The sequence below is a fragment of the Mesorhizobium sp. B4-1-4 genome, assembly GCF_006439395.2.
Taxonomy (GTDB): domain Bacteria; phylum Pseudomonadota; class Alphaproteobacteria; order Rhizobiales; family Rhizobiaceae; genus Mesorhizobium.
The window spans coordinates 1,493,848-1,507,116 of sequence record NZ_CP083950.1 but is presented as its reverse complement, the minus strand read 5'-3'; the positions used below and the strand labels follow the sequence as shown (position 1 = coordinate 1,507,116).

The 13,269-nt window shown below is 58.6% G+C and carries 19 protein-coding genes and 1 pseudogene; 10 read left to right on the top strand and 10 right to left on the bottom strand.

All coding sequences use genetic code 11. The features are described from left to right. Positions 1-64 precede the first annotated feature (64 nt). Complete coding sequence (locus FJW03_RS07250) at positions 65-373, bottom strand: hypothetical protein (protein WP_140762057.1); 309 nt, start codon at positions 371-373, stop codon at positions 65-67. 44 nt (positions 374-417) lie between these two features. Further along, positions 418-600 (bottom strand): hypothetical protein, encoded by a 183-nt coding sequence (locus tag FJW03_RS07245; RefSeq protein WP_140762060.1) that lies wholly within the window; start codon positions 598-600, stop codon positions 418-420. Between the two features lie 244 nt (positions 601-844). Between FJW03_RS07245 and FJW03_RS07240 the strand changes: the two genes are divergently transcribed. The 3 genes from FJW03_RS07240 (at position 845) to FJW03_RS07230 (ending at position 2,468) form a co-directional block, all read left to right on the top strand. Next, on the top strand, positions 845-1,096 hold the full coding sequence (locus FJW03_RS07240; RefSeq protein ID WP_140762063.1) for a helix-turn-helix domain-containing protein: 252 nt from the start codon (positions 845-847) through the stop codon (positions 1,094-1,096). A gap of 266 nt (positions 1,097-1,362) precedes the next feature. Next, positions 1,363-2,073: a hypothetical protein gene (locus tag FJW03_RS07235; RefSeq protein ID WP_140762066.1), complete on the top strand. Its 711-nt coding sequence runs from the start codon at positions 1,363-1,365 to the stop codon at positions 2,071-2,073. Further along, positions 2,070-2,468, top strand: a complete 399-nt coding sequence (locus FJW03_RS07230) for a hypothetical protein (protein ID WP_140762069.1) — start codon at positions 2,070-2,072, stop codon at positions 2,466-2,468. The genes FJW03_RS07235 and FJW03_RS07230 overlap by 4 nt, the downstream gene beginning before the upstream one ends. Positions 2,469-3,691: 1,223 nt before the next feature. Here FJW03_RS07230 and FJW03_RS07225 read toward each other — a convergent pair. The 6 genes from FJW03_RS07225 to FJW03_RS07200 all read right to left on the bottom strand — a co-directional run bounded on the left by FJW03_RS07225 (position 3,692) and on the right by FJW03_RS07200 (position 7,181). After that, positions 3,692-3,991 carry a DUF6074 family protein gene (locus FJW03_RS07225; RefSeq protein WP_181173193.1) on the bottom strand — a complete coding sequence of 100 codons (300 nt, stop codon included), beginning with the start codon at positions 3,989-3,991 and terminating at the stop codon, positions 3,692-3,694. Next, positions 3,988-4,626 carry a hypothetical protein gene (locus FJW03_RS07220; protein ID WP_140762072.1) on the bottom strand — a complete coding sequence of 213 codons (639 nt, stop codon included), beginning with the start codon at positions 4,624-4,626 and terminating at the stop codon, positions 3,988-3,990. The genes FJW03_RS07225 and FJW03_RS07220 overlap by 4 nt, the downstream gene beginning before the upstream one ends. Then, a complete protein-coding gene (locus FJW03_RS07215) occupies positions 4,623-4,817 on the bottom strand; it encodes a hypothetical protein (protein ID WP_140762075.1) in 195 nt (64 codons plus the stop codon). The genes FJW03_RS07220 and FJW03_RS07215 overlap by 4 nt, the downstream gene beginning before the upstream one ends. Continuing rightward, positions 4,814-5,020, bottom strand: a complete 207-nt coding sequence (locus tag FJW03_RS07210; protein WP_140762077.1) for a helix-turn-helix domain-containing protein — start codon at positions 5,018-5,020, stop codon at positions 4,814-4,816. The genes FJW03_RS07215 and FJW03_RS07210 overlap by 4 nt, the downstream gene beginning before the upstream one ends. A gap of 149 nt (positions 5,021-5,169) precedes the next feature. Next, the gene (locus FJW03_RS07205) at positions 5,170-5,805 is read right to left on the bottom strand and encodes a hypothetical protein (protein WP_140762080.1); all 636 of its coding nucleotides are present in this window, start codon (positions 5,803-5,805) and stop codon (positions 5,170-5,172) included. Next, a complete protein-coding gene (locus FJW03_RS07200) occupies positions 5,802-7,181 on the bottom strand; it encodes a tyrosine-type recombinase/integrase (protein WP_140762083.1) in 1,380 nt (459 codons plus the stop codon). The genes FJW03_RS07205 and FJW03_RS07200 overlap by 4 nt, the downstream gene beginning before the upstream one ends. Before the next feature lie 205 nt (positions 7,182-7,386). Between FJW03_RS07200 and FJW03_RS07195 the strand changes: the two genes are divergently transcribed. Next, entirely contained in the window at positions 7,387-7,854 is a 468-nt protein-coding gene (locus tag FJW03_RS07195; protein ID WP_210240577.1) for a hypothetical protein, read from the top strand. Between the two features lie 527 nt (positions 7,855-8,381). Here the strand turns inward: FJW03_RS07195 and FJW03_RS07190 are convergent. Next, a complete protein-coding gene (locus FJW03_RS07190) occupies positions 8,382-8,603 on the bottom strand; it encodes a hypothetical protein (RefSeq protein ID WP_140762086.1) in 222 nt (73 codons plus the stop codon). A 262-nt stretch (positions 8,604-8,865) separates the two neighbouring features. Between FJW03_RS07190 and FJW03_RS07180 the strand changes: the two genes are divergently transcribed. The 3 genes from FJW03_RS07180 to FJW03_RS07170 all read left to right on the top strand — a co-directional run bounded on the left by FJW03_RS07180 (position 8,866) and on the right by FJW03_RS07170 (position 10,520). After that, positions 8,866-9,183, top strand: coding sequence for a hypothetical protein (locus tag FJW03_RS07180; RefSeq protein WP_140762089.1), 318 nt, complete (start codon positions 8,866-8,868; stop codon positions 9,181-9,183). A 237-nt stretch (positions 9,184-9,420) separates the two neighbouring features. Further along, a complete protein-coding gene (locus FJW03_RS07175; RefSeq protein WP_140610162.1) occupies positions 9,421-9,870 on the top strand; it encodes a GNAT family N-acetyltransferase in 450 nt (149 codons plus the stop codon). Positions 9,871-10,277: 407 nt separating this feature from the next. Further along, positions 10,278-10,520, top strand: coding sequence for a hypothetical protein (locus tag FJW03_RS07170; protein ID WP_140762092.1), 243 nt, complete (start codon positions 10,278-10,280; stop codon positions 10,518-10,520). Between the two features lie 23 nt (positions 10,521-10,543). On the opposite strand, the pseudogene FJW03_RS30005 reads toward FJW03_RS07170, so the two are convergent. Then, positions 10,544-10,666 (bottom strand): annotated as a pseudogene (locus tag FJW03_RS30005) (transposase); the annotation flags it as partial. Between the two features lie 345 nt (positions 10,667-11,011). Here FJW03_RS30005 and FJW03_RS07160 point away from each other — a divergent pair. From FJW03_RS07160 to FJW03_RS07150, 3 genes are all read left to right on the top strand, one after another. After that, positions 11,012-11,185 carry a hypothetical protein gene (locus FJW03_RS07160; RefSeq protein WP_181173194.1) on the top strand — a complete coding sequence of 58 codons (174 nt, stop codon included), beginning with the start codon at positions 11,012-11,014 and terminating at the stop codon, positions 11,183-11,185. A 63-nt stretch (positions 11,186-11,248) separates the two neighbouring features. After that, on the top strand, positions 11,249-11,749 hold the full coding sequence (locus FJW03_RS07155) for a DUF6496 domain-containing protein (protein ID WP_140610164.1): 501 nt from the start codon (positions 11,249-11,251) through the stop codon (positions 11,747-11,749). 281 nt (positions 11,750-12,030) lie between these two features. Next, positions 12,031-13,221, top strand: coding sequence for an NADH-quinone oxidoreductase subunit D (locus FJW03_RS07150; protein ID WP_140762096.1), 1,191 nt, complete (start codon positions 12,031-12,033; stop codon positions 13,219-13,221). Positions 13,222-13,269 lie beyond the last annotated feature (48 nt).

Genomic DNA, 13,269 nt, shown 5'->3' with positions numbered 1-13,269 from the left:
TCCCAGAAATACAAACACGTCTTGAGCGAGCACGAATCATCTCGGAAGTGTGAAGCAGTCTCCCTCACAGGTAATTTTGCCGAGGTCTGATTCTGGGACGCGCACGGGAACGGAAAACGTGGGCAACGGCGGGCTTACGATCCGCGTCAACGTACACTCTCCACCCGTTTGCATAGCCCTTTTGCGACCCATGAATATTGGCGCAATCAAAGTCGACGGTTGTTTTTTCACAGACTCGCTCGAAGCAGATTGTTGCTTTTGGCGGCGAAATATCGGCCGAGCCATCCGTGTAATTGGCGCACCCCGCCAAAGCCGGCCCCGGAATGATTGCGGCGAAAAATGCGGTAGTGGCAGTAATGACCAGAGTTTTCATGACAGTCCCATTTTCGAGTTTGGAAGAAATCGGCTGTCAGTCGATCACCGCCTACCCAACTGCGCCAAACAGATTTCGGCAGGGCCCGACAAGCTGACATCATTTTCAAGGCGATCGCCAGCCGAGACCTCCCGCACGCACTGCTGGTAGGGCGAGAAGTAGAGATGCAGCCCAACCGCCAAGATGATCGCAGACCCGAGAATTGCGGCTGACCGTTCGGTGATCATTTGCTCGGACCTCCTAGTGAAGAGATGAACCCGGCCGGCTCGCCAACACGTCCCCAACCGCGTATCAAACTCAAAGCCGAACGACTCCGCGATACGCCGACGCGAGTCGGTTAAGTGTCAGTCAGCTTTGCCTTTGGATCTTCGTTTCCGCGATCCAACTCATGCAAAACAGGAAAATCCATTTTTTGGATAATATGAAATTCCGATTACCGCAACGTCGAAGTGGAGATTGCTCGACGAGCGGATGGCCAAAACCCTGCATTCGGACCGCCATCGGCGACTTGCTGAGCTGCTAACCGAGAAGCGAAAGCTGGCAGGATTGACGCAGGCAGCTGTCGCCAAAGCTCTCGGTCGTCATCAGCCTTTCATTGCCAACATAGAAAATGGCGATCGTCGCCTGGATCTCGTTGAATACCTCGATCTAGCCAAGGTGATTGGGTTCGACCCGCACGAGGTCATGCGCCAGATCGAAGCGGTTGACCCGCCGAAGCGATGAACGTCATTGCATAGCGTTTAGCGATCTTCAGCTTTGCCTCCAGCTTGCTTTCGTTTGGCCGAGGTTTGCCCCTAACGCAGCAGATCGGAGAGCGTCAATCTGCGGCGGCGTTCGGGCAGAATTTTAGACCCGCGGCCTCTGCAATTGCGTAACGGCGCACGGCTGCGCAAGCTCGGCAAGTGATGGGCAGGCGCTTATGGTCTGTACCGCGACAACAAATTCAACAGATCCTTGCACGGCCCACGAAAGTGGATAACTCTTCCGTCATGACGGCACGCCAGAACATTCAAGAAGCGGAATTCTTCGGGGTAGGTTCCTACACCGTCGGAGAGGCCGCACGTCTCATCGGCACGTCAGCGCTCAACATCTCGAGGTGGATGAAGGGCTATACCTACCGCCGCCATCAGGTTGAGCATCGAATTGCGCCACTATGGTCGTCACACTGGCCAATCGTCGACAATCACCTCGAGATCGGTTTCCGGGATCTGATCGAGCTGCGCTTTGTCAAGGCGTTCACGGAGGCCGGCGTCGGCCTGTTGGCGATTCGGAACTGTCTGGAATGCGCACGTGAATGTGTCGATGACGATCGGCCGTTCTCCACTAGGCGTTTCGAGACTGACGGCCGAACGATATTCCTTGAAAGCATCGAGCGTTCCGGCGAGTCAAAACTGCTCGACCTCAAGAAACGCCAGTACGTCTTCCGCCAAGTCATAGAGCGGACGTTCAAGGATCTGGACATCGAGGATGACGCGGTAGCACGCTGGCGACCGTTCAATGGCAAGCAATCTATCGTGATCGATCCTCATCGCTCGTTCGGTCAGCCAATTGCTTCCAAATACGGCGTGCCGACCGTTGCGCTCGCGCAGGCTGTGGAGGCCGAAGGATCCGTGGATAGGGTCGCGCGCCTTTTCGACGTATCGCCGGCCGTCGTTAGAGACGCAGTGAAGTTCGAAGAGAGCCTTCTGAGCGCCGCGTGAAAGTTCTGGTCGACGAAAACCTGTCGCCCGCTCTCGCACATTCCCTAAATGCGCTGTTCGTCGGCGAGCATGAGATCGTCCATATTAGAGAAAAGTTCGGCCCAGGCGTGAAGGATATCGAGTGGATAAGCCACCTGAGCACGCAGGGGCGTTGGGTCGTTATTTCTGGCGATCGGCGTATCACCCGGAACAAGGTCGAATATGCGGCGTTTCGAAGCTCGCGGCTTGTCGGCTTTTTTCTTTCTAAGGGCCTCTATAAGGCCCCGGTCACCAAGCAGATGGAGCGGCTTCTTGCCCTTTGGAGCACGATCGAAAAGCAATCCGAAATCGTCGCCGGAGGAGCGATGTTCGAACTTCCGATGAAGAGCACGCGCATTGAACAATTGAAGGTCTGAGAGTCCCCCGAGGTTAAGCCCGATCTGGTCTGCGGGTTCCCGGGCGGCGGCGGAACCTGGTACACATGTTCCCTCGCCGAGAAGCTCGGGATCCCTGTTCTCAGGCTGGCCCGACCTTAGAGAAGGCTCGCTGTCGACGCCTGCGCGCCAAACCCAATCGTCTTGAACAGCTTAGGCGGTCTATCACCGGTGAACACGATTTCCCCTACCACGGGGACCGGCGCGCAGTTTGTCGGTTGCCGCGGCAAAGGCACGTAGCGAAGCCCGCTCCAGAGCCATTCCGTAGACGTACAGTCGATCATAGGTCGCCCAGTGCATTCCGGGTGGCTTGTCTGGGAAGGGCAGCACTAAGTTGCCAGATTCGCCCAGCCGTCGTCTAACCTTCCGCGCCTTGGAGAGAGACCGAAAGCGAGGATCTTCGCTTTGGGAACGATAAGCGAGACGCTGACATTGTCGGCAGCGGAAATGCTCGTCGCCGTATAGAACTGCGCACCTTCGGTCGCAGGCAGGGCAGACAAACCAACGCCGCTCGCCGCCGAAATGTTGTTCCGTGGAATCAAGCGCGATGATCTCGTGCACGTCCCGCCAATGCTGGGACGGACCTTGATGGCGGTAGGTCAGCTCCAGATAGCCTTCGTTCGCGAAGATGCCAATCGAACCGGCAGACCGGCCGTTGACGGTCCACCCCAGGTTCCCTCGGCGCCCCGGCTCCAGCAGCCCATACTTGCGCAAGGCCGGAATGCGGAGATCCAGTAGGTCCTCGCACTTCTGTCGGCCCCCGTCTCGCCACCGATTCCCCGATCCTGCGCCGCCCATGGGAGACTCCGATTTTCCCGCAATAATGTGGGAATTCGTACAACTCTTATCCCGCTCGGACATGAAAAAGGCTGATGGCCCAGCTCGTTCCAGAAGGAATTCCCGCCTACGCTATGGATATCTGATCTGCAGTGCCTTCTTCAGGCAGCCAGCCGACCGAGGCATAGATCGAAGAGCTCCTTCATTCCGGCAGAAGGATTGCAGAAGGGGTTGCAGACCTAATTCCTCTTTATTTCGGGCAAACCGGCCCGCCAGCGCGCGTTTGAGGCAAATATTAAGGGCCGGCAGCAGAACGAACAGTGCCAATCAGAGTGCGGTTGCTGGTTCGCGCGGCCTGCGCGATGTCATCACGCTTGATTCCAGGCGCCCTCGTACACGTTTGCGAGAGCAGACATACAGCTTTGTGCTCACGCGACATGCCCCCCGCCGGGCCGGTTGCCATAGGTGAGCCTGGCGATTTCGGCCTGCACCGCCGACCAAAATGCGCCGAGCTGTTCGTCCTGCTCCCGCTCGGGGATGGCCAGCCGTGTCATGTGGCCCAAGAGGCCGGTCGTTACCTGGTCGCGGTAGCGTTCCGCGTGCCGATCAGTCGACTTCGTCAGCATCTTGCTGGCTACCTCACGGATACGACCGAGCCGACGGATGAGCGGGAAAGCGATTACATGGCAGCCGCGATTCCAGTCGAGCAGTTCCATCTGAGCGCTCATGCTGCCCTCCCCTTTGCCCTGGCATAACTGTTGGTCTGTTCCTCTCCCTCGCGCGCGTAGACGCCAAGTTCTGTTCCGTCGGAGCGGATTTCGGTATCACTAAGGTTTCCCTCTAAGGTATCTACTTTACGGTGACCGTAAGGAACTTGGTTATCGGTGACCGGTAAGTTGTTCTTATCGGTGACCGGTAATTTTCGGGTCTGCTTTCGAAGCCGGCCATCACGGAGCGCAGCGGCTTCCTCGCCCTTCGCAAATTGCGGCTTTGATACCCTCTCCGCCATTTCGGCTGCCCAGCCAAAATTGAGCTTCAGGAACAGGCCACGTTGGCCCTTCTTCGGAGCTACATTACCCGGAACATCGCGTCGGTGCACCTTATCAAGGGCACCCTCGGCTCTCAGTTTCGTTATCGCTGGGCTGACCTTCTCCGGCGTCAAATTCAACTCTGCCGCAAGTCGCTCAAGTGAGGGAAAAGCGTACCCAAGTTCGGGGTTGTAGAAGTCGGCGATCTTGGTAGCGACTCGACCAAGGATCGTTTCGCGCTTCCATTTCGGCGCGGCGTTTACGGCATCGCGCCAATCGTATTTGGAGATGTCGGCCAGTTCCTTCCTGAACCAGGGCTTCGGCTGCTTGGTCATCCGGCGCGCGCCATCCGGAGAGCGAACTCTTTAACCGCGGACACAGCCTCGCCCGTCGACAGCCCGAAACGCTGCTTCAGTAACGGTACCGCGGCGCCGTGCCGTTCGTGGCGGGGAGTATCGATCAAGCACTGTACGGCCTGCTCGATCACAGCCGTATCTTCGAGGTTCTTGGCGGCGAGGCCGATCATGCTGTTTGCTCCCCGTCGTTAGGCTCGCGGATCGGCAGCGACGCAAGGAAGCGCTCGAGATCCGCGCGCAGGACGAGCGTGCGGCGCCCATGCTTCCGGGCGACAAGCTGTCCACTACCGATAGCAGCGAATATGCGTGTGCGGCCGATGTCGGACATTTCCGCCGCCTCCTCAATGGAGAAAGCAAGTTTTCCGATGTTCATAATAGTGCTCCGCGATCTGTTGAAGTTCGTGGAGCACGATAAGCGGCTGGCCCTCGTGAAATTCTGAAACGGACGTTCCTGCCACCAAAAACCATCGGACCTTCAAACGAAAAACCATCACGGAAACATAATTTCCGTGATGGTCAGTTTTATTGGACCATGGTCCTAGCCTGGCGCAGCGCTTCCAGTTCCTTCTTCGTCATCGACTCCTTTGGCACTTCCATTTCTTTCATCGGCTTTGGCCGCTGGCTTGCGGCCTTCCGCGCCTTCTGCGCCGCTTTCGCCTTCTTCGGCGGCCTGCCGCGCTTCTTGAACTGGTATGCCCCGTCCTGGTTGATCACCTGCCAAAGATTCAGCCCGCGATCCTGAGCCTGCTTGTGCGCGCCCTGTAGCATGGCGGCCACTCTTTCATCCTTGCGTGCGGCGCTCAGCCGATTTCTAAGAGTCCGCTCGTTCTCGCCCTTCCATCGTTGGACGAACCGCGGCGACGTGGTCAGAATGTGAATGGCCCCGCTGTCGGAACAGCGCCGTTCACCAATGACGTGGTCGGCATCGAGGATCAGCGCGATGTCCCTCTTCCATTCCCGCGGCCGGCCAACCTTGCCTCGCTTAAATAGACGGAAACTTGGCTCGTGCCGCAAAAGAAGCGCTATGGCCAGATCTTTCCAGGGCACATCCCGATCGGAGGTCAGCTCAATGCGATGGCGATCGCAAACCTGCATCAGGTTTTTCCAGAAGTCTTCGACGTCGTCCCAGGCGATAGGCTCGGTCGTGGAATACTTCATGATCCGACTCCAAGCCGAACGACATTGCCGTCCCGGACCGGCACCAGTGGGACCACCGCCCGAGCCGCCAGTTCCTCGAGCCCGTCAACAATCCATTTTCCGTAATGCCGCTCAATCATGGGCACCGACGTATCGTGCAGGGCCGCAACCAGCCGAATCGGCAGATTGGCGCGGATACCACGCACGATCGAGGAATGGCGCAGCGCGTATGGGATCACGTTGAGGATCTTCGCCCGTTCCCTGATGTCGTGCCACGGCCGATGCAGTTCGCTCGGCGAGTGCCACGGACCGCGCCCATCACGAACCCACCGAATTCCGCCCGCAACCTGCTTGTAGCGCCAGCGCTCCAGAAACGGAGCGTCGTTCTTCCTGCCCGTGACCGTTGGCAGCAGCGCGTCTAGCACGTCCTTGCCGATCGCAACGGGAATGTTGCCGCTCTTGCCGCCTCTGCCCTTGCGGCTCACTGGCACCATCACCCTTCCCTGGCTCCGCTGTACATCACCGACCTTCATGCGTACGACCTGCGAGAAGCGCGCGCCGGTGGCAGCAAGGACCACAACAAGTCGGAACAAATCGCCGTCCCAATCCTGTTCGTCATCAATCTCCCGCGCCGCGGCAAGCAGCGCGCCCACCTGGGCATCACTGAGGATCTGATTATCACGCGCCAGCGGAACGGCGTCATCGTCGTCGCTCTGCTGGGCCTTCAGGCCGTGCTTAATGACGGCTGGCAAGGTAGGTTCCAGCCGGAGACGGTGCGCGGCATAGGCGCCGTTGAGGGCCGCTTTCAGGTCATTGATGGTGCGCTGCTTTGCCGTCACCTTCAGCGTCTCCGGCAAGCGGTCGCGCCACTCTAGGAGGTCGCTTTCCTTCAACGCGTGCAGCGCCACGTCCGCCAGCGGTTCTGCTGGAATTGCTTTCTGTTTTCCGCGCTTCTCCTGGCCAAGGATGTACCGGCTGAGCCGCCTGCTAGCATCCGAACGGATCGTGCGACCAGCCCTTCTGCTCTCGCGCGCATCGCGGTCGGAAATATAAGCTTCGACAGCCAGGCGCACCGTAAGCACTGGCCCGTCGGCTGCGGCCTTCGCTCCCCTGCGCGCCTGATCGACAATTTGGCGAGCCCGCGCCTCGGCCTGCGGGAACGTGAACAGACCTTCCGTCGGCTTGTCGTTGAGGTCATTGGCAGGGCCTACTTGCACTTGCTTGTAGTTAGCGCCTGGTCCCCAGTTGCGCCATCGGGCAAACCAGACACCGCCCCGCTTGCCTATGCGGTACCAGACCGCTGCCTCAGCATCGAGGCGCCTCGGATATTCACCAGCACCGAGCTTGGAACGAGCATTCGCAGTGGTGATCGGTGCTTCCTTGAGGGTCTTCGCCATGTACCCGCCTTTCGAGTTTCGAAAACACGTCGAATATACGTCGAATATATGCCCCCGTACAGTGATGAACGGAAAAGAACGAAAGCCTTGTAATTACTGAATTTCTGCGAATGGCCATGAACAGTGAAGCCCAGAAAATCCAGCCCTTTCACGGCGGTAACAGGGGTTCGATTCCCCTTGGGCGTACCACAAAATCAAGCACTTAGTGAATTTTTACCGGCTTCTGTCCAAGATTTGGCCAATATGGGCCGAGAATCATCCAACAAAAAAAGGCCCGGAAGCCGAAGCCACCGGAATAAAAGCGGGCCCGAAAAGCGTTCGTGCTTCATGCCGGGTGCTCTTAACCCCGAGCGCCTTCCTGAAACGCAAAGGAGAACACCATGAAGCATCTCCTCACGCCAATGATCGCCGGCTTGTTCATAGCCTCCGCCAGCACGGCTTGGCTGCCAACGTCCATACCGTAACAGGCACGACTGGTCAGCCCAGCCAAACGATCGGCACCTCTGAAACAGGTAGCACCACCCCTGGCCACGCCAGCTCTGCCCCGGGTTCTGCCTTCAATCCCGATGGGAATGCGGGAACACACTATGCCGGCGAGCAGCCGCAGAACTCAAAGAACCCGAAGAGCGTATCTCAATACGACGTGGCCGGCTTCCAGCAATCGCATAAGTGATGCTCGCCGGCCTGCAAAGCACAAGAAAGGCCTGGCAAGCCGGTGGCCGCCGGGCCCTTTCGGGGTAAAGAAAACGCCCACCACCTTATTCCGCAGCGGGCGCTAGTTCGGGAGGAGTGTCCCCTTTTACCCGGGACAACGGTACGCCTCGCTTAGCTGGATAATAAGCTCGCGCCAGTTGAAGTGCTGGATATTCGAGTTGCGTGACTTTTCCGCCACAGACATAGCATCCCCCGAAGCAGCCGAGCCCTTTTTCGCTTGCGGAACGCTTAGGATTTCTTATCGCCGTTGGGATTTGGTACTGGTGCCTCTCGCACATCTCGCGGCGGTGGATCGACATGTTTGGGCTGTGGCGATTCTTCCTCGTCGGGACGACGGACAGGTGGCTTCTTCGGGTCGGGCCTCGCCGGAGGTTCTTTGACCTTGATTGGCATATCTAGTTAACCGGCTTCCCGGCATCTCGTTCCGTTGAATGCAAAAGATCCGGAAGCCGAAGTCGCCGGGCCAAAAAATAGCCGGTCTTCGAGTTAATTGACTGTCGCCCCGCCAGTCGGGCCGAAAAACTCTTCATCGCTGATCTCGGTGTGCTTTACCGTCGCCGCCGACGTCGCCAGCATCGTTTCGAACGTCACGATGAACTTGGCAACGCAGACGCATTCCTGGCTGCCGTCGAAACCGCGCTGGTTGGCGAAGTGCGAAACGCGACAGAGGTTTTTCGAAAGCCCCTCGACGCGACCAACGCCTTGCACGAGGTGTCTAGGGGGTGATCGAAGGGGATGATCGAATTGATGACGCAGTGCCGCGCCGCTCGCGCGCTCGTATCATGGACGCAGCAGAACCTCGCCGACGCGGCCAAGGTCGGCGTTGCGACGCTCCAGAATTTCGAGACCGGAATGTCTACCCCCGCAACGTCACACTGGAAGTCCTGGAGCGCGTCCTCCGTGAAGCGGGCGTTATCTTCCTCGAAGACGGACAGATGGTCGACGGCGGCGCCGGCGTTAGGTTGAGGAAATGACCGCGATCCTGGCCGCGTTGTGCGCCTACGCATTGATGCTTTCGCCGGCAGCCTCGGAGCCGGCGCTGACTCCGATCGCACGGTGTGAGAACTTTCTGCGGTTTTTCGAACTGCATGGTGAGAGTCACGAGAGCTACAGGCGCATCAGCGTCACGGAGCAAGTTGATCCGCTGAAGGTGACGATCGAATTTGAAATCCGCAGCAAGGCGCATGCCCCCCATCGGTCGGTCGCCTCGTGCGAGTTCTATCAGGATCGGCGGCATATCGGCTTCATCACGTTGGACGGATCGCGCAGCCAGATCATCTATGACTGATTGTCTGCGAGGGAAAACAGTGGTTCAACCTGCATCGCTTTCGATGATCTTGCCAGCGCCTTGAAAACCCCTCAGAAGAGGCAGGGAAGCCCGTACAGCACGTTTGCCGCCGAGATGGCAGCGAACTTGGTCCTTGGTTCGCGATCGACTTTTGGAATCGCTCTAAGGCCCGCTATCGCGGGCTGATCCCGAATCCCGGCTCCGATCGTATTCGCGTTCCAATGGTTGAACTTCACCATGTCCGATCTCACGATCCTCCCCGTCTCCATTGCCTCTGACCTAGGTGCCCTCGCACTCGAAGTCCGGCGCAAGGTGTTCATTGTCGAACAGAACGTGCCCGAGACGGTGGAACGGGATGCCTATGACGCCGAGGCCATCCACCTTGTCGCCATCGACGGCGGCGATGTCGTCGGCACGCTGCGGATTGTCTTCCTGCCCGAACACGCCAAGTTCGGCCGTGTCGCCGTGCTGCGCCATGCACGGGGCAAGGGCATTGCCTCGCGGATGATGCAGGCGGGGATGAAGATCGCGCGGTCGCGTGGCGAGAACCGCTTTTATCTCACGTCCCAGGCGGACAAGATCTCGTTCTACGAGAAGCTCGGCTTCGTAGCCTATGGCGACGCGTTCGAGGAAGCTGGCATGCCGCATCGGGCGATGAAGACCTATCTTACAGATTTGCAAGCGTAGCATCCCCGCCTGTATGCGTTTTCCGCCGCCGCTGTCCTACATCGCCGAAGCCTCTGGCGCGCTGGCGCCTCCCGGAGCGCTCATTTCAGATTCCAAATCGCATTTGCGTTCTTGCTAATGTAGGGGCATGATCAAATCAGCCGGGAGGAACTCCGGCATGGCTCGGCTGCCCAAAGGAAAAACCCCCGGCAGCCGGGCCGCCTCCCCTCCGCATCTGGCGCACTGAAGCTTTAGGCGGCCCCAAGGGCTCTCGGGTCGAGTTGTACCGAGTGGGGCACAATTCGGTTCCCGAAATCACGTGCACCGACCGCGGACTTTGATGACACCGCCGGGGTCGATCTATCCGTTGACGCCTATCTGACGTTACGTTAACTTTTCATTAGTTTTTCCTAAAATAGGAGATTTTAATGAAAACTGCTATCGCGTGCGCGGCTATTGTCCTTGCCGCGTCAAGTGCCGCCGTGGCGCACGAAAAGAAGGCGAAGGTCACTGCCAATGCATGTGCTGGTCTGTCGATCAAGGCGGTAAAGGCAGCAAAATTGGATTGTACGGCAACCGGCACCGCCATTTCATCACAGACCGACACAAGCAAACCCAAGCCGCGCCTGGGATACGACACCAACCCTTGGGTTTTCTCTTTCGGTCTCTAGTTCCTTCCCCAGCAAGTGCCCAGGGAACCGAAGCGCCCCTGCCGGTCCTGCGGAACCCTCAGTTCCAGCTTGCCGACACGGGTGACAAGCGTGCGGCCAAATCGGTCTGGAAGATTGATGCGCGAAGGGGCTCGTTCAATTTCTGCGGTCGTCGTGTGATCGACAGACGGAAGGATCACCATACGGGCCTGGCGCTGCGGCCAGAACGGTGTGCCGAACAGGAGGAACCCCGTTGCAACCAACCAGAACAGGATAACGGCGGCGAGGTGTTCGCGATAGTCGCCAAGGTGGGCATACGCATCTCCGTCTCCGCCAGTCTCCTTTGCGAACCGCGTGCAAGACTTCTGCGCGAACGTGTCGCATCCATTATCGTTCCGACGCAGGAACTCTTCGCACTGTCGGGTCGTTCTTCGGACTTAGCGGGCCGGCGAATTGCCTGAAGGGTTACCGCTCCGTTTTTTTCGATCCGAAAAACAGGGAGACTGGGCGACGTGGCCGTGAACGTCGAGGATGGGTCGGCAGGGCAGGCGCTGACAGGCATTTCGCGCTCGGCGGCCTCCATAGCCAGCCGTACTGAGGACCGGGTCATGCTCGACTTTGCCGATTTCACCCGCGCCCGGCGGCACATGGTGGAAAACCCAACCCAAATGGCGCGGCGTGCGTGATCCAGCGGTCTTGATGGCGACGCACCGCCACTTTTCGAACGGTTGCGAGGAAGGAGCAATGCAATGCCAGACAAAAAGACCATCGAGAAGGCGCGAAAGGACAAGCGCCAAGGCAAGTCGCCGAGCACCCAGGCTGGTGAGTTCGTTCATGAGGAGATCGAAAAGGTCCGGCGCGGCGAGCATGGCGCGCGCTCGACCAAGCAGGCGATCGCCATCGGCCTATCGGAAGCACGTCGCGCTGGTGTTGATCTGCCGCCGCCCAAGAAAGGCAAGGTCAAGGAGAGCACGCGCAAGAGCGCCGAATACGCCTATGAAGTCGGCCAGGGCGAGCGCACGCCGAAGCGCCGCCCGAAGGTCTCGAAGGCTGTGTCCGAGGTCCTCGAACACGAACCGAAGAACACGACATCGCATGAGGCTCTCTCACGGCAGACCAAGCGCGCGGCATCACACCGGACGGCAGAAGAACGCTCGGCTGCGGCGAAGAAGGCAGGCGAGACGAAGGGCCCGTCCGGTCGTTCGGCCGCGGCACGGAAGGCCGCCGAAACGCGTGCGCGGAAGACCTGACCGGAGCGAATGGGACACGTCACGGACAACCCTCTGCTTCCCCGGAGCCTGGCGGGCAGTTCTACCGAGATATCGCGAGGCCAGATCCAATCCTCGATTTCCTCAATATGGTCTCCGTGCGCATCCCAGTCGTCAAATGCTTCCCATGAGTTGAATGCGCCACAGGGATTCACTCCACAGACGCAAATCCATGGAACCCCCAAGCGTTCTTCCCGTTTCAGTTCGTACTTCCAGAAATCGTCACGCCAATTGAGCGGCTAATCCTGAACGCCGAGGGCTCCGTGACTGAAGCGAAGGTTCGTAATTTCACCATCAACTTTGGGCCGCAACACCCGGCAGCGCATGGCGTCCTGCGGCTTGTGCTCGAACTCGACGGCGAAGTGGTCGAGCGAGTCGATCCGCATATCGGACTGCTGCACCGCGGCACGGAAAAACTGATCGAGCATAAGAACTATCTTCAGGCACTCCCCTACTTTGATCGGCTCGACTACGTCGCCCCGATGAATCAGGAGCACGCCTTCTGCCTTGCGGCTGAGAAATTGCTCCAGATATCGGTTCCGCGACGCGGGCAGCTCATTCGCGTCCTTTTCTGCGAAATCGGGCGGCTGCTGTCGCACCTCCTCAACGTCACGACGCAAGCAATGGACATCGGCGCTCTGACCCCGCCGCTGTGGGGTTTCGCCGAGCGTGAGAAGCTGATGGTTTTCTACGAGCGTGCTTCCGGCGCCCGGATGCACGCTAACTATTTCAGGGTTGGCGGCGTGCATCAGGATCTGCCACCGGAACTTCTCGACGATATTTGGAATTTTTGTGACCCTTTCCTCAAGGTCTGCGACAATCTCGATGAACTGCTGACTGGCAATCGGATTTTCAAGCAGCGAAACGTTGACATCGGAACGATCGGTTTGGACGACGCCTGGGCATGGGGCTTTTCAGGCGTGATGGTGCGCGGTTCCGGAGCCGCCTGGGATTTGCGCAAGGCCCAGCCTTACGAATGCTATCCCGAGATGGATTTCGACATTCCCGTCGGCAAGAACGGGGATTGCTACGACCGCTATCTGGTTCGAATGGAGGAAATGCGCCAATCCGTCCGGATCATCAAGCAGTGTTTGGAAAAGTTACGGCTTCCGGCGGGCCAAGGACCAGTCGCAATATCCAATCAAAAGATCACGCCGCCAAACCGTTCCGAAATGAGGCGCTCCATGGAAGCGACTATCCACCATTTCAAACTCTACACCGAAGGCATCCGTGTCCCTACTGGAGAGGTGTATGCGGCTGTCGAAGCACCAAAGGGCGAGTTCGGCGTCTATCTGATTTCAGATGGCAGCAATGTCCCGTATCGATGCAAAATCCGGGCCCCATCCTTTGCCCACCTGCAGGCGATGGATTTCCTGTCCAGAGGCCACATGATCGCCGACGTGTCGGCGATCATCGGCTCGCTCGACATCGTGTTTGGAGAAATCGATCGTTAGCGCGGAATGTCAGGTAGCAAGCTGGCCGCGCGATCGGAGGTCGATGAT